This is a genomic window from Allobosea sp. 10L422 (assembly GCF_056395345.1).
Genome location: NZ_JBFTJI010000001.1, coordinates 71,076 through 92,703, shown reverse-complemented (window position 1 = coordinate 92,703; position 21,628 = coordinate 71,076). Strand labels below are relative to the sequence as shown.

20 protein-coding genes and 1 tRNA gene are annotated in these 21,628 nt (G+C 66.7%); 7 read left to right on the top strand and 14 right to left on the bottom strand.

The features are described from left to right. Positions 1–42 precede the first annotated feature (42 nt). Positions 43–1,392 carry an amidase gene (locus tag AC1DEZ_RS00475; protein ID WP_476778189.1) on the bottom strand — a complete coding sequence of 450 codons (1,350 nt, stop codon included), beginning with the start codon at positions 1,390–1,392 and terminating at the stop codon, positions 43–45. Between the two features lie 278 nt (positions 1,393–1,670). Between AC1DEZ_RS00475 and AC1DEZ_RS00470 the strand changes: the two genes are divergently transcribed. Then, positions 1,671–1,744, top strand: a tRNA-Gln gene (locus tag AC1DEZ_RS00470). 161 nt (positions 1,745–1,905) lie between these two features. Here AC1DEZ_RS00470 and AC1DEZ_RS00465 read toward each other — a convergent pair. The 12 genes from AC1DEZ_RS00465 to glpK form a co-directional block, all read right to left on the bottom strand. Then, entirely contained in the window at positions 1,906–2,727 is an 822-nt protein-coding gene (locus tag AC1DEZ_RS00465; protein WP_476778188.1) for a MipA/OmpV family protein, read from the bottom strand. 77 nt (positions 2,728–2,804) lie between these two features. Next, complete coding sequence (locus AC1DEZ_RS00460; RefSeq protein WP_441513462.1) at positions 2,805–4,181, bottom strand: sigma-54-dependent transcriptional regulator; 1,377 nt, start codon at positions 4,179–4,181, stop codon at positions 2,805–2,807. After that, positions 4,178–5,905 (bottom strand): sensor histidine kinase, encoded by a 1,728-nt coding sequence (locus AC1DEZ_RS00455; protein WP_441513463.1) that lies wholly within the window; start codon positions 5,903–5,905, stop codon positions 4,178–4,180. The genes AC1DEZ_RS00460 and AC1DEZ_RS00455 overlap by 4 nt, the downstream gene beginning before the upstream one ends. A gap of 61 nt (positions 5,906–5,966) precedes the next feature. After that, positions 5,967–6,389, bottom strand: coding sequence for a DUF2147 domain-containing protein (locus AC1DEZ_RS00450; RefSeq protein WP_441513464.1), 423 nt, complete (start codon positions 6,387–6,389; stop codon positions 5,967–5,969). Then, complete coding sequence (locus AC1DEZ_RS00445; RefSeq protein ID WP_441513465.1) at positions 6,376–6,783, bottom strand: EamA family transporter; 408 nt, start codon at positions 6,781–6,783, stop codon at positions 6,376–6,378. Before AC1DEZ_RS00445 ends, AC1DEZ_RS00450 begins: the two co-directional genes overlap by 14 nt. Beyond that, positions 6,780–7,907 (bottom strand): GNAT family N-acetyltransferase, encoded by a 1,128-nt coding sequence (locus AC1DEZ_RS00440; RefSeq protein ID WP_476778187.1) that lies wholly within the window; start codon positions 7,905–7,907, stop codon positions 6,780–6,782. Before AC1DEZ_RS00440 ends, AC1DEZ_RS00445 begins: the two co-directional genes overlap by 4 nt. Positions 7,908–7,936: 29 nt before the next feature. After that, positions 7,937–8,788: an alpha/beta hydrolase gene (locus AC1DEZ_RS00435; protein ID WP_476778186.1), complete on the bottom strand. Its 852-nt coding sequence runs from the start codon at positions 8,786–8,788 to the stop codon at positions 7,937–7,939. Between the two features lie 11 nt (positions 8,789–8,799). After that, complete coding sequence (locus AC1DEZ_RS00430) at positions 8,800–9,162, bottom strand: EamA family transporter (RefSeq protein ID WP_441513468.1); 363 nt, start codon at positions 9,160–9,162, stop codon at positions 8,800–8,802. After that, the gene (locus AC1DEZ_RS00425; RefSeq protein WP_476778185.1) at positions 9,159–10,082 is read right to left on the bottom strand and encodes an arginase family protein; all 924 of its coding nucleotides are present in this window, start codon (positions 10,080–10,082) and stop codon (positions 9,159–9,161) included. The genes AC1DEZ_RS00430 and AC1DEZ_RS00425 overlap by 4 nt, the downstream gene beginning before the upstream one ends. Before the next feature lie 18 nt (positions 10,083–10,100). Continuing rightward, the gene (locus AC1DEZ_RS00420; protein WP_476778184.1) at positions 10,101–11,546 is read right to left on the bottom strand and encodes an aspartate aminotransferase family protein; all 1,446 of its coding nucleotides are present in this window, start codon (positions 11,544–11,546) and stop codon (positions 10,101–10,103) included. Continuing rightward, positions 11,539–12,231, bottom strand: coding sequence for an MtnX-like HAD-IB family phosphatase (locus AC1DEZ_RS00415; protein ID WP_476778183.1), 693 nt, complete (start codon positions 12,229–12,231; stop codon positions 11,539–11,541). Before AC1DEZ_RS00415 ends, AC1DEZ_RS00420 begins: the two co-directional genes overlap by 8 nt. A 282-nt stretch (positions 12,232–12,513) precedes the next feature. Further along, positions 12,514–14,016 (bottom strand): glycerol kinase GlpK, encoded by a 1,503-nt coding sequence (gene glpK, locus AC1DEZ_RS00410; protein WP_476778182.1) that lies wholly within the window; start codon positions 14,014–14,016, stop codon positions 12,514–12,516. 215 nt (positions 14,017–14,231) lie between these two features. Here glpK and AC1DEZ_RS00405 point away from each other — a divergent pair, with 215 nt between their 5' ends. Together AC1DEZ_RS00405 and AC1DEZ_RS00400 are read left to right on the top strand one after the other, a co-directional pair. Beyond that, the gene (locus AC1DEZ_RS00405) at positions 14,232–15,350 is read left to right on the top strand and encodes a Ppx/GppA phosphatase family protein (RefSeq protein ID WP_476778181.1); all 1,119 of its coding nucleotides are present in this window, start codon (positions 14,232–14,234) and stop codon (positions 15,348–15,350) included. A 9-nt stretch (positions 15,351–15,359) separates the two neighbouring features. Further along, positions 15,360–16,100 (top strand): RlmE family RNA methyltransferase, encoded by a 741-nt coding sequence (locus AC1DEZ_RS00400; RefSeq protein WP_476778180.1) that lies wholly within the window; start codon positions 15,360–15,362, stop codon positions 16,098–16,100. 38 nt (positions 16,101–16,138) lie between these two features. On the opposite strand, the gene AC1DEZ_RS00395 is transcribed toward AC1DEZ_RS00400, so the two are convergent. Beyond that, positions 16,139–17,578 (bottom strand): MFS transporter, encoded by a 1,440-nt coding sequence (locus AC1DEZ_RS00395; RefSeq protein ID WP_476778179.1) that lies wholly within the window; start codon positions 17,576–17,578, stop codon positions 16,139–16,141. Between the two features lie 291 nt (positions 17,579–17,869). Between AC1DEZ_RS00395 and AC1DEZ_RS00390 the strand changes: the two genes are divergently transcribed. The 4 genes from AC1DEZ_RS00390 to AC1DEZ_RS00375 all read left to right on the top strand — a co-directional run bounded on the left by AC1DEZ_RS00390 (position 17,870) and on the right by AC1DEZ_RS00375 (position 21,576). After that, a complete protein-coding gene (locus AC1DEZ_RS00390) occupies positions 17,870–18,187 on the top strand; it encodes a hypothetical protein (protein WP_476778178.1) in 318 nt (105 codons plus the stop codon). 191 nt (positions 18,188–18,378) lie between these two features. Next, positions 18,379–19,872 (top strand): IMP dehydrogenase, encoded by a 1,494-nt coding sequence (gene guaB, locus AC1DEZ_RS00385; protein WP_476778177.1) that lies wholly within the window; start codon positions 18,379–18,381, stop codon positions 19,870–19,872. 70 nt (positions 19,873–19,942) lie between these two features. Further along, positions 19,943–20,353, top strand: coding sequence for an MAPEG family protein (locus AC1DEZ_RS00380; RefSeq protein WP_476778176.1), 411 nt, complete (start codon positions 19,943–19,945; stop codon positions 20,351–20,353). A gap of 146 nt (positions 20,354–20,499) precedes the next feature. Then, positions 20,500–21,576, top strand: coding sequence for a DUF2865 domain-containing protein (locus AC1DEZ_RS00375; protein ID WP_476778175.1), 1,077 nt, complete (start codon positions 20,500–20,502; stop codon positions 21,574–21,576). The last annotated feature ends 52 nt before the right edge of the window (positions 21,577–21,628 follow it).

Here is a 21,628-nt window from a genome sequence, read left to right as displayed (position 1 = left end):
CGGTGGCCCGGAAGGCCATCTCCTGCTGGCACCCGGCGCGGCTCAGCGTCCCGCCAGGGCGGCTTCAGCCGCCGCTGCGATTGCAAACAGCGCCGCATCGCCGCCGCCGGCCCGCGCCAGCATCAGCCCGGCCGGCGCCTCGCCCCCACGATGCATCGGCAGCGAGATCGCGCAGCCATCCATCATGTTGATCAGCGTCGGGTTGCGCAGCATCAGCAGGTTGATGCGGGTGAAGGCCTCGTCGTCCTCCACGAGTTCGGCGATGGTCGGCGCGACGGTCGGCACGGTCGGCATCGCCAGCACGTCGAAGCCCGAAATATCCTCGCGCATCGCCGCGACGAAGGCGGCCCGCGCGTGGGTGAGCTCGATATAGTCGGCGCAATCCTGATTGCGGCCGCGCAGCACCCGCGTCCGCACGCGCGGGTCGTAGCCATCGCCCTTCGCCTCGATCAGGTCGCGGTGATGGGCGTAGGCCTCCGAGGCGGCAAAGCCACCCTTGGCGTTGAGCCGCGCAACCTCGGCGAAGCGTTCGAGGGGAGCATCGATCACGGCGGCGCCGGCCTTCGCAAGCAGCTCCAGCGCCCGGTCGAAGCTTGCCGCGACATGCGCGTCGAGCCCGTCGAGCGCGATCGTCTGCGGCACGCCGATGCGCAGGCCCTCGAGGCCGGCCGGGACGTCCTTCGGCAGCTCCGCTCCGCTCATGACCTCGTGCAGGATACGGCAGCATTCGACGCTGTTGGCGAGCGGGCCGATCGAATCGAGCGTCTGCGACAGCGGGAAGGCGCCCTCGCGCGGCACGCTCGCGGCCGTCGGCTTGTAGCCGACGATGCCGCAGAACGCCGCGGGGATGCGGCAGGAGCCGCCGGTGTCCGAGCCGATTCCGGCATAGGCCATGCCGTCCGCGACCGACACGGCGGCCCCCGAGGAGGAGCCGCCGGGAATGCGGCGCGTCGTGCGGTCATAGGGCGAGGCCGGCGTGCCGTAATGCGGGTTGAGGCCGAGCCCCGAGAAGGCGAACTCGGTCATGTTGGTCCGCCCCATCACGATGAAGCCGGCGCGCCGCAGCCGCGCGATCACCGGCGCGTCGCGCTCGGCCGGGACCGCATCGGCCAGTACGGTCGAGCCGGCCGTGGTCGGCTCGCCGGCGAGGTCGAACAGATCCTTCACCGAGATCGGGATGCCTGCGAAGGGCGACGGCGCGAGCCCGGCCGTCCGCAGTTTATCCATCGCCTCGGCCGCGGCGAGCGCCGCCTCGCGATGGACCTTGATGAAGGCGAGCGTTCCCTCTCCCTCCGGCGCGTCGATCCGGGCGAGCGCCTCGCGCACGAGGGCAAGCGAGGTGGTCCGGCCGGAGGCGAGATCGTCGGCAAGGACGGAAAGGGTGCGAGCCATGATGTTGTCGGGACCAGGTCGAGGCGGAGGATATCGAGGAGCAGGCAGCCTGCCCTTCGGAGGGAGGCAGCGCATGTTTGGCATGCTGCGGACCAACAGCATAGCTATGCGCAGGCAAGGCGGCCCCGCCGCGATCGCGGGCGATCCCCGCGCTGCCAGAGCGCACGACATCTTCCTGTGAACTGTTTCGCATGCAGCGTGAATTCAGCTCTTGCCAAGCCGGACCGCATTGATTAGACCCCGGCTCACCAACGCGGCGCCCCGAAGCGCCCCATCGTTGGGGGATCGTCTAACGGTAGGACCCCAGACTCTGACTCTGGTTGTCTAGGTTCGAATCCTAGTCCCCCAGCCACTTTTCTAAGTGGCAAGCGTTGGCGCCGAGCGCGCAAACAGGCAATCCTGGATCCGAACAGGTCACGCCGATAGACAGGATTTGATCCAGCGACGTCCGATGCCTGATAACGCCCGGAATCCGAGGCTGCCGTCAGGCGACCTCGGAATCGAGTCGTCGGATCAAAGGTCCATTCTGAACGAGTAGCTGGCGCCGAGCCCGACCGTGAACTGGTCACGCTGGCCGATCGTCCGGACAAGTGGAGAGCCCTCGGCCTGGTCGATCATCCGGTCATAGCGCGCGAACAGCGTCGTCGACCATTGCTCGGACCAGGTGTATTCGAGTGCCGTCGCGACGCCCAGGCTCTTGGCGCCGCCCGAGGGCCGATATGGGGTCAGATAGCCGTTGATCAGCGCTTCCGGCACCGTCACGCCGAAATTGGTGCGCATGTAGGACGCAATGCCCAGCGAGAGCCGCGGGCCCGCCGACAGCGTGAAGCGCCCCAGGCGCTCGACCCAGTCGGCAGAGAGGTCGGCAACGATGCCGTGGTGCCCGTTGAAGCCCTGGCGAACCTCGATGCGCGTGCGCAGGCGATCGAGTATCGGCCAGAACTCGGCGAAAACGCCGGCCTCAATCGCCCACGGAACGTCTCGCATGCCGAAAAGCTTCGGGCTCGACGACGAATAGCGCCCGCTTTTCCAGCTCCCCGCCACGCCGAAGCTGAAGCGGTTGGTTTCATAGAGCGCGAAATCGAGACTGTCGTCGGGCGCGCTGAAGCCTTCCGGCTCGCCGACACGGCGCCAGCTGAGCGAGGGCATGAAGGACGGGCCCACGGCATTCGCCCCCTCGTATTTGGGACCCATCTGGAACGAGCCGCCGAGCGTCACGATCCAGCCCTTGGCTGGCGTTGCGTCCGTCAAAGCCGGGCTAGGCTCGGCAGCCGCCGCGGACGTCGCCGACAGCAGAACGAGGCAGCCAATCTGTCCAAAACCGATACGCGACACGGTTCCTCCATGCGCGGCAAACGCGCCAAACATCATTCTGGCGCGCTTTCGCGACAGCGCCGCTACATGCCCGCCAATCATTCGATTACCGTCCGACCAACCCGAATATCGAGCTTCTTGATTCTATGCCAGAGGCTGCGTTCGGCAATGCCCAGCATCCTTGCCGCTTTCACCTGCACGCCCTCGCTCCGGCGCAGCGCCTCGACGATGAAATCCCGTTCGATCCGTTCCAGTTCGGCGTCGAGATCGCGCGGCAGCGCGTCGCGGCCGGCCCGGCGCGGCCCCTCGAACAGATCGCGCGGGAGATCCTGGACATCGATCTGTGAAGTCTTGGCAACGATGAGCGCCCGCTCGACGCAATTGTGCAGCTCGCGGATATTGCCCGGCCAGTCATGTCCCGCCATGGCCGCGAGCGCGGCGGGCGAGAAGCCGGCAACCCGCTTGCCGATCGTTTCCGAGAGCGTCGCCAGAAAATGCGTCGCCAGAAGCGGAATGTCTTCAGGGCGCTCGCGCAATGCAGGCAGCTGGATCGGAAAGACATTGAGGCGATAGAACAGGTCTTCCCGGAAGCTGCCCGCAGCGACCGCTTCGCGCATGTCCTTGTGCGTCGCCGCGATCAGACGGACATCGACGCTCTGGCTGCGATTCGCGCCGACCGGCTCGAAGCTGCGCTCCTGGACGACACGCAACAGCTTGGCCTGGATCGCAAGCGGCATGTCACCGATCTCGTCGAGGAAGAGCGTGCCGCCCTCCGCTGCGGCGAAACGGCCGACCCGATTGGCCAGCGCGCCGGTGAAGGCGCCCTTGACGTGGCCAAAGAGCTCGCTCTCCAGCAGAGTTTCCGGAATGGCGGCGCAATTGACGGCGATGAAGGGCCGCCCCCGGCGCGGGCTGTTGAAATGGATCGCGCGGGCGACCAGTTCCTTGCCTGTGCCGCTCTCCCCGTTCAGCATGACGGTCGCCCGGGTCTCGCAGACCTCGGTGACCTGCTCGATCACGCGGCGGAACGACGCGCTGTTGCCGATGAGCGTATCGAAGCTGTGGCGCCCTTCCAGCTCGCTGCGCAGGCGCTCATTGTCCCGCACAACATCGGCCAGGCGCAGCGCGCGCCTGATCGTCGCCGCGACATCCTCCATCTCGAAGGGCTTGGCGATGTAGTCGAACGCTCCTTCCTTGATGAGCTCGACCGCATCGCGCACGGCGGCGAAGGCCGTCAGGATGATGACGGGAATATCCGGCCAGCGGCTGCGCACCTCGCGCAGCAGGTCGCGCCCATCCATCACCGGCAGCCGCAGATCGGTGAGCACGAGGTCGAAGCGCGACTGGTCCAATGCCACGAGGGCCGCCTGCACGCTCGTCACCGCGGTCGTGCGATAACCGAGATCCTCCAGCGCGGCGGCCAGCACGTCCGCCAGACGCTCCTCGTCATCGACCACCAGGATGGTGTGGCTCACACGTCCTCTCCCGTCTTGACCCGCGGCAATGCGAGCGTAAAGGCCGCGCCCTGGCCCGCCATGCATTCGCAAGCGACCGTTCCGCCATGCGCCGCCGCCACGCTTTGCACCTTAGCGAGCCCCAGCCCCGTACCTTTCGCCTTGGTGGTAAAGAACGGATTGAAGACCTCGCCTCGGATCGCTTCGGGAACGCCAGGCCCTTCGTCGCGGATCGTCAGCGACACTGTGTCTGAATTCACCGCCAGGCTGGCGTGAATGGCGCCGCCCGAAGGCATGGCATCCATGGCATTGAGAACCAGATTGAGGCAGGCTTGGTGGAGCTGGTCGGGGTCCCCGCTGATCAGGGCGCCCTTGCTTCGGTCGTCGATCTGAAGGGTGATGCCGCGCCGGGCAAGCTCGGGAGCCGCGATGGCTGCGACCCGCTCGATGACATTGCGCAACGGGAATCGGCTGTGCACGAGCGGCCTCGGCTGGGCGAAGTCGAGAAAGTCGCGCATCAGGGTCTCGATCCGGCGGACTTCGTCGATGACATAGCCGAGCATCTTGCTCTCGGTTGCGCCGAGCTTGGAGCGATTGCGCACCACCTCCGTCGACGTCTTGATGATGCCGAGCGGATTGCGAACCTCGTGCGCAATCACCATCGCCGCCTGCCCCAGCGCGGAAAGCCTGTCGCGGCGGCGCAGTTCCATTTCGAGATCGTGCAGCTTGCCCAGCTGCTCGGCCATTCCATTGAATCCCGCGGCGAGCTGCGCGATCTCGCGCCCGCCGCCGGCGGTGACGCGTTGACCGAAATCACCCGCTGCAATCGCCCGGACGCCGCGGGTCAGGGCGCGCAACGGCCGCACGAGCACCTCCGACATCATTATGCCGACGATAATCGCGATGCAGCTTCCGAAGAGGAATATGCCGAGGAACAGCCGCTCGCGGCCGAGCTGCTCGAAGAACCCCGCTTCGCTGCGCAGGCCGATAAAGCTGATCGCCACCAGCTTGCCGTCGATGCCGCGAAAGCCGGTATAGACGGCGCGGTAGGCGCCCCCTTCGGCGTCCGCATCGAAGATTTCCTCCTCGCCGGCATCAAGCCGTGCCAGGATCGCCTTCGGCACGACGACCTTCCGATCGCTATGCGTCTGCACGATCGGTTCGAGCTCGCCGTCGAAGTCGGAGAACAACCGCACTTCCAGCGACGTGACGACCTTGATCCCGCCCAGGTAGTTGTCGTCGAGCCATGAGCCCACGAGAAGATTGGCGGACTGCCCGTTGATCTGGATGGACTGGACGGCTCCCGCCATGATCCAGCGCTGGCCGTCCGCAACGATCCTGAACAATCCCTGCCCCGTCTTCTCGGGCAGAGACCCGACGGCGGAGAAACGGCGCGAGGAGAAGATGATTTCGCCGCCGGGGCGATAGACCGCGATGAGATCGTAGCCGACCGAGCTCAGCACGCCGAATTCGCGCTCGACCGTATGCTGCATCTTGACGTCGCTCGGGCTCCGCTCCAGCCGACTGCCGATGACCCCGGCGACGCGCTGCGCCTCCTGTGCGGCTTCCGAGACCTCCAGCCCGAAGAAGCGCGACGTCTCGCCCAGCCAATGACCGACATTGTCCTCGAACGCATTGGAAATCAGCTTCGCAGCGACAAAGGCCGAGGCCAGCATCGCCGGCACGATCACCAGCAGGAATCCGATCACCAGCCTGAGCCTGAGCGTGGTCATGCGGGTGGTCACGACGAGCCCCGCAACGGCGGCGGGCCGCCTCCCCGTTCTGCGGTACGCGATCTCGCGTCGTTCACGGCTGCTTCGTCCAGGTGTCGTCGTCGCAGATCAGGCCCCCTAGGACGCAGCCGCGCACCACCAATGTGCCGGGCGCCGCGAGCTCCATCGTCGTGCGGTAGCTCTTGCCATCGGCGGGATTGTAGCCGTCGCCCACGAGCTTTCCGTCCCCGCCCGGAGTGAACCCGCTCAGAACCTGGATGCCGAGAAGCGAGCGCGCGCGCAGTCTGGCATCGGGATTGAACTGGTCGAAACGCGGCTCCTTCAGCCAGACGATGCGGCCACACAGCGCTGCCCCGCAGCGGGCGATCGCGATTTCCGACTCCCCGTCGGAATCGCGCCAGCGCCCGACGACATCCGTTGCAGGGCCGGCGCCGGCCGGCAGGGCCCCCAGGAGCGCGGCAACGGCGAGCGCAATCCGCAAACTACGGGTGCTCATTTTCATGCTCCCCACCGAGCAGGATCACTCCGGCGATGATCAGGGCGATGCCGACGGCGCGCAGGAGATCGATCCGCTCGCCGAAAGCCGCCCAGGCGAACAAGGGCACGGTGATATAGACCAATCCCGTCATCGGGAAGGCACGGCTAAGCGGCATGTCGCGCAAGATCGCCATCCACACCACGAAAGTTCCGAGATAGCCGACGATAGCGAGCCAGACGCCGGGAAGCTCCATGGATCGCGTCAGCATCGCGAGGCCGAAATCCATGTCGCCAAGCCCATCCGCGCCCCATTTGAAGGCGAGCTGCGTGCCGGTGTCGAGCCCGATGAAAGCCAGCCAGATCGCAAGCTGGCGCCAGCGCGACGGCGCTTCGGCGGGTGTGAAGGCAGTCATGCAGCTTTCTTTCCGGCGTGTTCGGCGAGATCGGGATCGAAGCGGTCGAAGCCGAGCCATGGGCTCAAGCGACGCAGCGCCCATTGCAGGGGCGCACGGCGATGGCGGACATGGATGGTGGAGGCAACGAGCCGGCTGCCAAAGCGAAGCTTGGACGCGTAGGCGGTCTGGCCGCTCTGGAACAGGCGGATGCCGCGTTCGAGACAGAAGCGCACATTCGCCATCCAGCTCACCACGTAGAGATTGTGCTCACGCGCGAGCGGGTAGCGCATGCCCAGGAACTTATCGATGACGCGATCGGCCTCGACCAGCAGCAGGTTGAACGCCGCAAGCTCGCCTCCGATCCAGTACAGCACGAAAACGGCCTGCTCGCCCAAGGCCCGCGAAATTCCGGCGAAATAGCCGGGCGGCAGCAGCTCGAGCTCGCCATAGTCCAGGCCGCTTTGCGCGCGCGTGGATTCGTAGAGGGCGTCGATCTCCTGCTCGAACCCGGAGATGTCGGTGCGGAACTCGATCCGGACATCGCCTGCCTTCGCGAGCTTGCGCCTGACGTCCTTGCGCGTCGCCGCCGACAGCGACGCCAGATAGGCGGCCTCGTCCGGGAAAGGCAGGTCGAGCACGGCGACCGGCAAGCTGGCCAGGCGTGCAAAGCCTGCCCCGCCCAGGAAGGCTCCGGCCTCCCGTTCCTGCTCGGGCGCCAGATCCTTCCAGACGACCAGATGCGCGCCTTCGGCCACGGCCTGCCGCTGGAGGGTTTCAGCCATTTGCCGAAAGGCAGCGGCCCGGCCAGCCGAATCCAGCTGCGGCGAAAAGCCGAGATGGCAGCGCTCGCCATAGGGAGAGCCGACACAGAGGGCCTTGAGGGTGACAAGGCCGGGCACATGGCGGAACAGCGCCTCGCCAAGCCCACGCAGCGGGCCCTGAAGCGGTGTATCGAGTCGGTACTTCAGCCGGAAGAACGGCGCGACCCCGATCACCTCGCCTTGCGCCTCGAAGACGATCGCCGCCATGCGCAGCCCGACCCCGGAAGCGGCCGCCGCCGCCTCGCAGGCGTTGTAGTAGGCGTGGCACTCCGCCTCGCCGGGCAAGCACGCATCCCAGGCCGCGGGCTCGATTGCGGCCACGCTTGCGACGATCCGGGCGGCAAGCCGGCTCATTCGGCTGCGACGACGCGCAGTCCCGCCGCCTTCTCCCGAACCTCCCGCTTCGCCAACCGCGCCGCGAGCGCCAACGAACGCTCGACGACGATGCCCCGCTGCTGGTCGATCGTGACGAGGTGATAGCTGTCGTCGAGGATCACGGCATCGACGAGGCCGCCCAGCCGGCGCTGGATGTAGAACGCGTTCGACAGGCTGGCGACATCGTCCTCGCGGGCATGCACGAGCAGCGCCGGACAGGTGATCGTCGGCATCTCGCGCCGCGTCTGGTCGATCAGCGCCCACATTTGCTGGAGTGCGCCGGACGGCGTGCCGAGCAAACCTGCCTCGGAACTGTCGCCGCGCGTGATCGCGGCGGTGATCAGCGCGCGCGTGCGCAGATCCTTGACGCCATAAGGCTCGCGCTCGACGAAGCTGTAGCGGCGGCCGAAGGGCGTGTTGATCAGCCACTTCAACAGGAAGGCATAGCGCGGGATCGACCAGCCATCGTACCAGAGCGTCGGCGCGTAGAGCGCAAGCCCGTCGACGGCTTCGGGCCGCGCGGCAGCGACATGCATCGCCAGGACGGCACCCATCGAAAGACCGCCGACGATGACGCGATCGCAGATCTGGTGCATCCGGTCGAGTTCGTCGATGACGCTCTGGGCCCAATCGCGCCAGCCCGTCGCCAGAAGCTCGCTTTCTCCGGCGCAGTGGCCGGCGAGTTGCGGGCAGTGCACCGTATGGCCGGCCTGGTTGAGAGCGCGCGCTACGAGGCGCATCTCGGTCGGGGTTCCGCCCAAACCGTGGATCAGAAGGAAGCCGGTCCGGCCACCGGCATAGCGAAGGCTGAAATCGCGCGTCGTCACGTCTCGTTCCGTCAGACTGTTCGAGCGACGATGACCACGCCGCAGGTGATGAGGACAGCACCGAACCATTGCCGGGAACCGACACGCTCGCCGAGCAGAACCGCGCTGGCGAAGGTGATGGCGAGGAAATTGAGGCTGGCAATAGGAAAGGCGATCGATAGCGGCACCTCAGCGAGGATCCGCAGCCAGATGAAGAATTCCGCCACATAGGTCAGCACGCCGGCCATCGCCCAGCCGGAGCGGCCGAGCGCGACCGTGAGTTCGCGCAGCCCCGCACCCTGCGGCAACCTGTCGGCACCGAGCTTGAGGCAGAGCTGGCCGACGACGTCGCAGACGATCGACAGGATGAACCAGAGGACGATGTTCACGGTCACGGCAGCACCCGCGCAAAGCAGTCGATGAGTTCGGCATTCACCCGGGCGTTGACGCCGAGCTCTTCCGAAGAAGGCCGCATCGGCCGCGGATGATCGAAATAGGCGAGCGCCGCGCGGAACGGGTCGGAGAAGCGCGGTTCGGACCAGTCGCCGCAGACATCCACCCCGACGACGCGACGCGCGCCCGCCAGGCGCTCGATCGCGCCCAGCAGATGAGTCAGCGGCAGATCACCCTGATCCCAGTTGGTCAGCGCCTCGTCCCGCCCGAGGACGTCCTTGTCGATGCTGAGCCAGATATCCCCGGTCGGGATCGTGGCGACGAGGTCGTCGAGGAAATGAGCCCAGTCCTCATCGGCCAGATTGCGCCAATGCAGGTGGTTTCCCTCCTGCCGGAAACTCGCAACCGTTCCGTATCGACCCCAGACGCGCGAAGGCGCGTGCCGCCAGGGATAGAGCGCGATCCGCTCCTCTGCGACCGCCCTGAGATTGGCGAACTGCCATTCCGGACGCACGAGATCGCTACTGCAGGGCCCGATGGTGATGACCTTGCGGACCTGGGGCAGCTCCAGCGCCCGGTTGACCCAGGCGCCGCAATTGACCGTCGCCGGAAACTGCACCCAGTCGGGATGGTTGTCGAAATGGACAACCGTCACCGGCTCGGAGACTCCTGCGATCAGCAGCGCCGCGAGGTGATGGAAATCCCCGGAACCGTAGAAGTAGACGGGTGGTCCGCTCCCGCCCCTGTCCTCGGCCGCCAGTTGCTCGAGCAGCCGCGCGCGCGCCCCGCGGCTCGCCACGATGCGCAGGCGCGCGGCCAGATGCGCCGCATCGATGCGGGAAGCTTCTCCCGCGTCGATGCGGCGGCGCAGCGGCTCCTGGCGCGCGACGCTGCCATCGAGATCGATCACCTGCAGGCGCAACAGCCGTCTCCGGTCAGATCAGGCGCCAGCCACGCGGGCGAAGAGCTGGTCCAGGAGGGCGATCGCCAGATCGATCTCCTCGTAGCTCATGGTCAGGGCCGGCGCGAGCGTGATGACGTTCTTGTAGTAGCCGCCGATATCGAGCACGAGGCCGTAGCGCCGGCCTTCGAGCTCCAGATCGGCCTTCATGCCCTCGTCGCACATCAGGTCGACCAACCGCTTCGACGGCGTATAGCTGTCATGCGGCTCGCAGATCTCGATGCGCAGGGCCATGCCGAGGCCGTCGACCTCGCCGACGATCTTGTGGCGCTTCTGAAGGTCCTTCAGCCCATCGAGGAAATACGCGCCCTTGGCCATGACCATGGTCTCGTAATCCTCCTCCTGCATCATCTTCATCGCCTCGAGCGCGACGGCCGTGCCGAGCGGGTTGGCGTTGAAGGTCGAATGCGTGGAGCCCGGCGGGAAGACGGTCGGGTTGATCAGCGCTTCCTTGGCCCAGACGCCCGAGAGCGGGTTCAGCCCATTGGTGACGGCCTTGCCGAAGACGATAACGTCGGGCTGGACGCCGAAATGCTCGATCGACCAGAGCTTGCCCGTCCGGTAGAAGCCCATCTGGATCTCGTCGACGACGAGCAGGATGCCGTGGTCGTCGAGCACCTTCTTCAAGCCGGTGAAGAAGTTGGGCGGCGGAATGACGTAGCCGCCCGTGCCTTGCAGCGGCTCGACATAGAAGGCCGCATATTCGGCCTGGCCGGCCTTGGGATCCCAGACGCCGTTATATTCGCTCTCGAAGAGCCGGGCGAACTGCTGCACGCAGTGCTCGCCATACTCTTCCTTGCTCATGCCCTTGGGCCCGCGGAAATGGTAGGGGAACGGGATGAAGTGGGCGCGCTCGCCGAAATGGCCGAAGCGGCGGCGATAACGATAGGACGAGGTGATGGCGGAGGCGCCGAGCGTGCGGCCGTGATAGCCACCCTCGAAGGCGAACATCAGGCTCTTGCCGTTCGAGGCGTTGCGCACGAGCTTGAGCGAATCCTCGACCGCCTGCGCGCCGCCGACATTGAAATGGACGCGCCCCTTGGTGCCGAACTTGCGCTGGGCATCCTTGGCGATCATCGCCGCGAGCTCGATCTTCTCGCGGTGGAGATATTGGCTCGCGACCTGCGGCAGCTTGTCGATCTGGCGTTTCAGCGCGTTGTTGAGGCGCGGATTGGCGTAGCCGAAATTGACGGCCGAGTACCACATCTGCAGGTCGAGGAAGCGGTTGCCCGCCGCATCGAGCATGAAGGAGCCCTCGCAGCCCGAGAAGATCTTCGGGAACTGTGTGTAGTGCACGGTATCGCCATGCGAGCAGAACTCCGCCTCGAGTGCGAGCAGGCGGGCCTCCTCGGCGGTGACCGAGGCCAAGTTCACCGCAGCAGGAGCGGCTGCAGTACGGCCGTGCTGGGGAAATCCGTCATCCATTGATCAAGTCCTTGATGTGATGGCTCGCTGCGGCCGGGACGACGCCAGTCAGCATGTCGTCGAGGGCACGCGCCGCTTCCGCGAGCCGGGAGAATGGGCGGTGTTCCACCCCAGCCTGATCGCAATGGGCGATCAGGCCGTTCTTGGCGAAGACGATGTCAGCGCGCTCGGCCAGGCAGAAATCGGACCGGCCGTCGCCGACGAGGATGGTGGCAGGCCGCCCCAGGCTGGTAGCCACGCTGCATTTGCAGGTGCCGCTGTTGCAGCTTCCATCGCGGGACGCATGCGGCGAAGTCAGGCGCCAGCGATCCACTCCGACCGGTTCGAGGTGATTGGCGATGACCGGCAGCCCGGCGAGCCCGGCCCGACGAAGCACGGTATGAATGGTGCGGTCGAGCCCATCCGAAACCACGGTAACGGGCACGCCGTGGCGCTGGCAGACCCGGACGAAGAAGGCAAAGCCCCAGTCGATCGCAAAGCTTTCGACGAAGCCGTCGAAAGCATCGGGCGAGGCGCGCAGCAGCGCGACCTGCCGCTCCATGCACTCCCGCGAACCGATGCGTCCGGCGACCCAGTCATCCTCGATCGCTTCCCAACCGGGCTCGGCGAAGCGGGCCAGGACACAGTCCGTCGTGTCCTTCTCTGAAATCGTCCCGTCGAAATCGACGATGGCCTGCCATTGCATCTGCGCGGAAGCTCCCGTTTCGCGGAGCTGCCAATGGCAAGCGTCGTGCCATCACGCAATACATTGATTTAATTAGGCTTTCTTGCCAAGCAGACTGGTGAATTCCTCACAAAATTGAGGTGTCCATCAAATTTTGGAGCATCACGGCCAATGGAGTTACAAACTCGGACATGCGCGCCGAAGACATTCTGCGAAAGAGCGGCGATAGCCAGTTGCCCCTCCACCAACAGCGCCATTCAAGCGGCTGCGCCTGCGGATGGCGACAGGCGCCGCAAGACGCGCCTATCCCCCGCTCAGTGTTCGCCGCACCGCGTCCTGCCAGCCCCTGACCTTGCGCTCGCGCTGGCTGGCCGCCATGGCCGGCGAGAAGCGGCGCTCCAGCCGCCATTGGTCGGCAAACCGCCTGGGCTCCGGGAGGAGCCCGGCGTCGAGCCCGGCGAGATAGGCTGCGCCCAGCGCCGTCGTCTCGAGCACTGTCGGCCGGTCGACCGGCAGATCGAGGATGTCGGCGAGGCGCTGCATCGTCCAGTCCGACGCCACCATGCCGCCATCGACCCTGAGCACCGAGCGACCGCCCTGCCCGGCTTCCGGCCAGTCGGCATGCATCGCCTCGATCAGGTCGAGCGTCTGGTAGCAGACGCTTTCGAGGGTGGCGCGGGCGAATTCGCGCGGGCCGGAGTTGCGGGTCAGCCCGAACATCGCGCCACGGGCGTGGGCGTCCCAGTGCGGTGCCCCGAGGCCGACGAAGGCCGGCACCAGATAGACGTCCTGCTCGGGATCGGCCGCCTCCGCCAGCGGGCCGGTGTCGCTGGCCTTCTCGATGATGCCGAGGCCGTCGCGCAGCCATTGCACCGCAGCACCCGCGATGAAGATCGAGCCTTCGAGCGCGTAGGTCCGCTTGCCGCCGAGCTGGTAGGCGACCGTGCTGAGCAGGCGATGCTTCGAGCGGACCGGCGTGTCCCCGGTGTTGAGCAGCGCGAAGCAGCCGGTGCCGTAGGTCGACTTCACCATGCCCGGCGTGAAGCAGGCCTGGCCGATGGTGGCCGCTTGCTGGTCCCCCGCGATACCGCGCACCGGGATCGACTTTCCGAAGAGCTCCGGCACCGTGTCGCCGAAATGCGCGGCACAGTCGCGCACCTCCGGGAGGATCGCCGCCGGAATGTCGAAGAGGCCGAGCAGTTCGGGGTCCCAGATGCCACGGCCGATGTCGAACAGCATGGTGCGCGCCGCATTGGTGGCATCGGTGGCATGTACCGCCCCGCCCGTCAGCCGCCACAGCAGGAAGGAATCGACGGTGCCGAAGGCGAGTTCGCCCGCTTCGGCCCGCCGCCGCGCGCCGGGCACATTGTCCAGCAGCCAGGCGATCTTGGTCGCGGAGAAATAGGGGTCGATACGCAGCCCGGTACGCTGGGCCACCAGGTTTTCGTGGCCGGCGGCCGCGAGATCGGCGCAGGCCTGCGCCGTGCGCCGGTCCTGCCACACGATGGCGCGGTGAATCGCCTTGCCTGTCCGCCGGTCCCAGATCAGCGTCGTCTCGCGCTGGTTGGTGATTCCGATCCCCGCGACGTCGCCCGCATTCAGCCCGGCCTTGGCAACCGCTTCACGGGCCGTCGCCAGCACGCTTTCCCAGATATCCTCAGGCTCATGCTCGACCCAGCCGGATGCGGGGAAATGCTGCGGAAACTCCTGCTGGGCGGACGCGACGACCGCGAGCGAGACATCGAACAAGATCGCCCGCGAGGATGTCGTGCCCTGGTCGATGGCGAGGATGTGTCTGGCAGCCATGGCGAATCCCTTGCCCTTCATGCGTCCTGGCCGGCAGGCCGGCCGGCGGACACTGGCCGATCAGCCGCCGCGGATGCAAGGCCGGCCGGTATCCCTGCAAGGTTCCGCTTGGCACGGGGCTTGCCGTGCAGTTACCTTGACGACGAAGCAACCGGCCGCGCGACGCTGCGGCCCCTGTCCGGCCTTGTGCTGACAGGTCGAGGGATTGGAAAACGGTGGCGGTCGAGGACCGGCAGCAACGGGACGTCACGCATGTGGCGCCGCCGCATAGGCATACCACCGATCCGCAACGGGCCGGTGGCGCGTTGGTTTCCGATGCCTTCAAGAGCTGCAACCCGGCATTGATCCATCAGCAGCCCACCGCGACCTATGCGGCGCTGGATCTCGGCACCAACAACTGCCGCCTCCTGATCGCGCGCCCGGCGCAGCATGGCTTTCGGGTGGTCGATGCGTTTTCCCGCATCGTCCGCCTCGGCGAAGGGCTCGCTGCCAGCAGCCGCCTGGCCGATGCGGCGATGGACCGGGCGGTCGAGGCGCTGAAGATCTGCCGCGGCAAGATGGCGAATCGCGGCGTCACCCGCGCCCGCCTCGTCACCACCGAAGCCTGCCGTGCGGCGACCAACGGACTGGACTTCATCCGCCGAGTCGCCGCAGAGGCCGAGCTCGCGCTCGAAATCATCGACCAGCGCACCGAGGCGGCGCTCGCCGTCTCCGGCTGTGCAGCGCTGACGGACCCGGCGGCCGAGAGCGTCATCGTCTTCGACATCGGCGGCGGCTCGACCGAGATCATCTGGCTCGGCGGGCGCAGCGAGGCGCGCGACCCCGCTGCCCGTATCCGCGAATGGGCCTCTCTGCCGATCGGCGTCGTTACCGTGGCTGAACGCTATGGCGGCATCGAGGTCGGCCGCGAGCTCTTCGAGCAAATGGTTGATGATTGCACGCAAGCGCTTGAACCTTTTGCAAAAAAGGCTGCGGCCGCCTGCGGCTCCAAGGGCTTCCACCTGCTCGGCACGTCCGGCACGGTCACGACCGTCGCCGGCATCCATCTCGACCTGCCTCGCTATGACCGCCGCGAGGTCGACGGGCTGTGGATGCACCAGCACGATGTCGCCGCCGTCATCGACCGCTTGATCGATATGGACTATGCCGCCCGGGCGGCCAATGCCTGCATCGGCCGCGAGCGCGCGGATCTGGTGTTGGCCGGCTGCGCGATCTTCGAGGCGATCCATCGCGCCTTCCCGAGCGAGCGCGTCCGCATCGCCGATCGCGGGCTGCGCGAGGGCATCTTGCTGCGCATGATGCACGAGGACCGTGCCTGGTGGCGACGGAAATAGGTTGAGGCGATGAGCACCGAAAAATCGGGCGGCAAGGCCGGCAGCGGCAAAGGGTCCGCCGGCGCGCGCGACATGCGCGTCAAGGTGAAGAAGGCCGGCAAGCTCAAGCATTCGTCGCAGCTCTGGCTCGAGCGCCAGCTCAACGACCCCTATGTGAAGCGGGCGAAGGAACTGGGTTATCGCTCCCGCGCCGCCTTCAAGCTCGAGGAGATGGACGACCGCTACAAGTTCCTGAAGCCCGGTCAGCGCCTCGTCGACCTCGGCTGCGCCCCCGGCGGCTGGTGCCAGGTCGCAGCCAAGCGGATCGGGCTTGAGCGCGGCAAAGGATGCGTCATCGGCATCGATCTGCTGCCGGTCGATCCGATCCCCGGCGTCGAACTGATCCAACTCGACTTCATGGCCGAGGAGGCCCCGGCCCTGCTGACCGAGCGCCTCGGCGGCCAAGCCGACGGCGTCATGTCCGACATGGCCGCCAACACCACCGGCCACAAGAAGACCGACCATCTCAAGATCATCGCGCTGGCCGAAGCCGCGGTCGAGTTCGCGCACAGCGTGCTGGCGCCGGGCGGCTTCTTCCTCGCCAAGTTGTTCCAGGGCGGCGACAGCGCCGAGCTCCTCACCGCGCTGAAGCGCGACTTCACCACCGTGCGGAACGTCAAGCCGGCAGCGAGCCGCGCCGATTCCTCCGAGCTCTATGTGCTGGCGACCGGCTATCGCCGGAAGACGGCCGACGAAAGCGCCGACGCCTGAAGGGCGCGCACGCCGGCGATATCAGGGCGCCGGAGCGCTCACTCCAGCGGCTTCTGGTCGGCGAGCGCCTCGGCTGTGACCTTGCGCGCGCTCACCGGAACGTGGCCTGAGACTTCCGTGCCGGCATCGGGAGCCAGCTGCACCATCCAGAGCGCCGAGGATGCCGAGATCAGCCCGACGATCGCGAAGGCCGGCCAGAAATCGCCGGCTGCCAGAGCCTTGCCGCCGTTGAAGGTATTGGCGGCCTCCAGCGCGAAGGCGCCGATGGTCACGCCCATGCTGAGCGAGAGCTGCTGGGCGACGCTCGACAGGCTTGTAGCGCTCGACATGTCGCGGTTGGAGACGTCGGCATAGCTCAGCGCGTTGATGCCGGTGAACTGCAGCGAGCGGAAGCAACCGCCGATCAGCAGCACGGAGAGCATGATCGCATGCGGCGTGGTCGGGGTGAACAGGCCCGACGCGGCGAGAAAGGCGGCGCCGATCACGGCATTGATCGCCAGCACGCTGCGAAAGCCGAAGCGCGCCAGGATGGTCCTCGCCAACGTCTTCATGATCAGCGCGCCGGCTGCCGAAACGAAGGTGATCAGGCCCGACTGCAAGGCGTCGAGCCCGAATCCGAGCTGGAGCATCAACGGCAGCAGGAAGGGGATCGCGCCGATGCCGGTGCGGAAGATCGAGCCGCCGACGACGCCGATCCGGAAGGTCGGTATCCGGAACAGCGACAGGTTGAGTACCGGATAGGGCACGCGCCGGGCGTGGAACCAATAGGCCGCAAGCGCCGCCGCCCCGGCCAGCACGCAGCCATAGGAAACGTAGACAGGGACGAGGTGCCGGCCGCCCGTCGCCAGGCCGAGCATCAGGCTGGCGAAGCCGAAGGAGGACAGCAGAAAGCCCTTCACATCCAGAGGTGCGACATCCTCCTCGCGGATATCCTCGAAGAACAGGCTCGACAGCACGATGCCGACGAAGCCGATGGGGATGTTGATGAAGAAGATCCAGCGCCAGTCGAAATAGGTGGTGATGAAGCCGCCGAGCGGCGGCCCGACCACGGGTCCGACCAGCGCCGGGACCGTCAGATAGGCCAGCGCGCCGACGATCTCGGATTTGCTGACGCTGCGCAGAATGACGAGGCGCCCGACCGGGACCATCATCGCTCCGCCCATGCCCTGAACGAAGCGCGCGCCGACGAAGGCGCCCAGAGAGTTCGATACGGCACAGAGGATCGAGCCGAGCATAAAGACGCACAGCGCAGAGCGGAAGATCGTGCGGGCGCCGAACCGGTCGGCCATCCAGCCCGAGATCGGGATAAAGACGGCGAGGCTGACGAGATAGGAGGTCAGAGCGAGCTTCAGCGCGATCGGGTCCTCCCCCAGCGACCTGGCGATGACCGGCAACGAGGTCGCGATCACGGTCGAGTCGGTGTTCTCCATGAAGAGAGCACAAGCGACGATGAGAGGAAGCAGTCTGGCTCGTTGCAAGGCGGTAACCTTCCGCGCTCACGCTGTTGTGTGAGCGCGTGTTGAATTCATAAGCTAGGTTATTAATGCGAGCACCACGACGTGACGAGAGGCGAAGTTGCTTTTTCCGGCCATTTCACGCGATCGCCACGCGCTCCTGCCATGCACGCACCTTCTGCCCCATCATCAAACACAAATCCGCCATGCGCCCGCCGCACTCCTACACGCATTGGGAAGTCACCATCTCTGTTCTATCCGGCCTGGGTCCGGATCGGCGCGAGGGGCGCGCGTCGTAACCTCCGGAGAGCTGACATGACCCCTGTTTCAACAATTTCGGCGCTTGCGCGCCGTGTTCCCGTAGGCCTGCGGCTGGCAGGCCTGGCACTGGTGGCCGGGCTGAGCTACGGCGCAGCCGCCACGCCTGCTTCCGCCGCCATGACCGACTGGCAGATGGCCTGCCAGGACAAGGCCGCGCCTCAGGGTTATGGCGAAAGCATTCGCTACAACAACTGCGTGCGGCAGCGGGACTGCGAGCGCCTGGCAAACCAGATGGGGCATATGACGATGGCCATGGGCTGTTTCGGCGTGATGCCGGATGCCTCGGCCGCCCCTGCGCGGTCGCGCTACTGACGCGAACCGGCTTTTTGCGGACGTCCCCGGAGCAGCCATGCGCCGGGGACCGTTGTCGCACTGCAAAAGAATCCCGCCCGCCGGACTAGCGAAGCCGCCGGGCGCATGCTAACGGGCCTCGTCAACTCGGCATCGGGCCTCTTGCCCTGCCTCCCCTGGAAAGCCGGTTCCGCCCGGCGTCGGAGTTGACGATGACGCTTTCCCTCGACGGTCTGATTCGCGACGGTTTCACCTTCGACGACGTGCTGCTTGAGCCCGGCCCGTCCGAGGTCATGCCCGCGGATGTCGACATCCGCACCAGGCTCACCAAGTCGATCTCGCTCAACCTGCCGATCATCGCCTCGGCGATGGACACGGTGACGGAGGCGCGCATGGCGATCGCCATGGCGCAGGCCGGAGGCCTCGGCGTCATCCACCGCAACCTGGATATCGACCAGCAGGCGGCGCAGGTGCGCCTCGTCAAGAAGTTCGAATCGGGGATGATCGCCAACCCGATCACGATCCATCCCGACGAGACGCTGGCCGATGCGCTGGCGCTGATGAAGAACAACGGCATCTCCGGCATTCCCGTCGTCGAGCGCGGACCGCAAGGCCACAAGGGCAAACTGGTCGGCATCGTGACCAACCGCGACGTGCGCTTCGCCGCCAACCCGGCCCAGCCCGTCTCGGAGCTGATGACCAAGGAGCGGCTGATCACGGTGCGCGAGGGCGTTAGCCAGGAGGAGGCGCGGCGCCTGCTGCACCAGTTCCGCATCGAGAAGCTGCTCGTCGTCGATGACCACTATCGCTGCATCGGCCTGATCACCGTCAAGGACATGGAAAAGCAGGTAGCTCACCCCAACGCGGCGAAAGACGCGCAAGGGCGCCTGCTCGTCGCTGCAGCAACCACGACCGGCGACCAGGGCTTCGAGCGTTCGGAGATGCTGATCGACGCCGGCGTCGACCTCATCGTCGTCGATACGGCGCATGGCCACTCGTCCAAGGTGCTCGACGCGGTCAGCCGGGTGAAGAAGCTCTCCAACGCGGTCCAGGTCATCGCCGGCAACGTCGCCACCGCCGGCGGGGCGCAGGCCCTGATCGATGCCGGCGCCGACGCGGTCAAGATCGGCATCGGCCCGGGCTCGATCTGCACGACCCGCATCGTCGCGGGCGTCGGCGTGCCCCAGCTCACCGCGATCATGGACGCGGCCTCGGCGGCGTCGAAGGCCGGCGTGCCGGTCATCGCCGACGGCGGCATCAAGTATTCGGGCGACCTCGCCAAGGCACTTGCCGCCGGTGCCTCCTGCGCCATGGTCGGCTCGCTGCTGGCCGGCACCGACGAGACGCCGGGCGAAACCTTCCTTTACCAGGGCCGCTCCTACAAGGCCTATCGCGGCATGGGTTCGGTCGGCGCCATGGCCCGCGGCTCGGCCGACCGCTACTTCCAGCAGGACATCAAGGACGCGCTGAAGCTCGTGCCGGAGGGCATCGAGGGTCAGGTCGCCTATAAGGGCCCGGTTTCCACCGTGCTCCACCAGCTCGCCGGCGGCCTGCGCGCCGCCATGGGCTATGTCGGCGGCCGCAACCTCGAGGATTATCGCAACAAGGCCCGCTTCATCCGGATCACCAGCGCCGGCCTGCGCGAGAGCCATGTCCATGACGTGACGATCGTGCGCGAGAGCCCGAACTATCCGACCCGGTCTTGAGTCGGCGCAGGCTTCGTGCAGCACTGGCCGGGACCATCCTGGCCAGCGCTGACACGAGGCGACCGCGACCATGACCCTGAAGCTCGTCTATCCCACGCTGGCCCTGATCCTCTGGATCTTCATCGTCGGCGTCATCCTGATGCTGCGCCGGAAGGACGCCTTCACCTCCGGCGCCGTGCGGCACGAAGACGTCCAGGTTTCGGCCGAGCGTTACCCCGTCTCCGCCCGGCTCGCCTCGGCGAACTTCTCGAACCAGTTCGAGACGCCGGTCATCTATTTCGCGCTCATCATGCTCGCGATGGAAGTGGGCGCCACCAGCTATGCGATGGCGGTGCTGGCGTGGCTCTACGTCGCGACCCGCGTCATCCACACGCTCATCCATATCGGCCCCAACAAGCTGCCCGTGCGCGGAGCGGTCTACGGCATCGGCGCCCTCGCCCTGGTCGGCATGTGGATCGGCGTCCTGCTCGCCGTCGTCTGAGCCCCTCGCCCGCCATCTCCTCACCCGTCGTTAAGCATTTCAGACGTTTGCGGAGCATGCCGCAGCGAAAACGTTGAATCTTAACGAAACGTAAACTACACCCAACCTGCGGCGGACGGTGAACAAGCGCAGGTTGGAGTGACGCGATGTTGCGTGTCCGTGAGATCCCCGTGCGGGCATTGCCCCGCGGCGGCGAGAGCGGTTACGCCGGCTCTGTCAGCAAGGCCCCGGCCCGCTCGCGTGCCGGTCGCTGGGCTGCGGCGACCATCCTCGGCATTGCCGTCGGCTGCGGCGGCATGGTGCTGACGGCTTCGCTGGTCCAGGCCGACGACGATGCAGGCATCCGCTCGTTCTTCCTCGAGGAGGCGGCGCGCAGGGCTGCACGCGCTCCGGCGCAGAGCGCTGCCTATACATCGACGCGCCCGACCGCCTATGCACCGGCGACGAATGGCTGGCGCCTGCCCCTGATGCAGATACGGCCGAACGGACGCATCGCTCACCCGGCGGTCGAGCTCAACCCCTTCAAGCGAAGCCCGAAAAAGGTCGCGGCCCGCCCGCACAGGCCGGTCGAAGGCAGCGCCGCCTTGGTCTCCGCCAATAATGCGCAGACTTTCTGCGTGCGGCTCTGCGACGGCTTCCATGCCCCGATCGGCCATCTGCGGTCGGCCAGCGATCTCAGCGCCCATGAGGCTCTCTGCAAGGCGATGAACCCCGGCATTCCGGTCAAGGTCTTTCGTGCTGCCGCCGGCTCGACCAGCATCGACGCCGCCGTCGCAGCCGACGGCCAGCGCTATGCGGCGCTGCCGATGGCCTATAGCCACGAAAAGGCAGCCGACCCGGCCTGCCGGCCGGCCATCGTCCAGGTCGGCGAGCGGCGCATCTCGCTCCTGCGGGACATCACGCTCCGCCCCGGCGACAGCGTCGTCCTCGACGGCAAGGTTTCGACCTTCACCGGCGGATCGAGCTGGCCTTATAGCCGGCGCGACTTCCGTGATTTTCGCACGGCGCCGGAGCTGAGCACGGGCCAGCGCCAGCAGATCGACGAACGGGTCGGCGTTTCACGCATGGAGGCGGAGGCGCGCAGCCTGCGGCGGCAGATGCTGGTGCGGGAGGCGCATCTGCAAGATGAGACCGTGGCCAGCGACGCCGTGCTGCGTGGCTCGATCGATCCCGAGACGCGCGTTGCCGTGCGCCTGATCCCGATCACGGCCGCGTCACGCTGACGCCGCGGAATGACCTAGACTGAAGTCGTACGACTTGCATGGTGCGGAATCG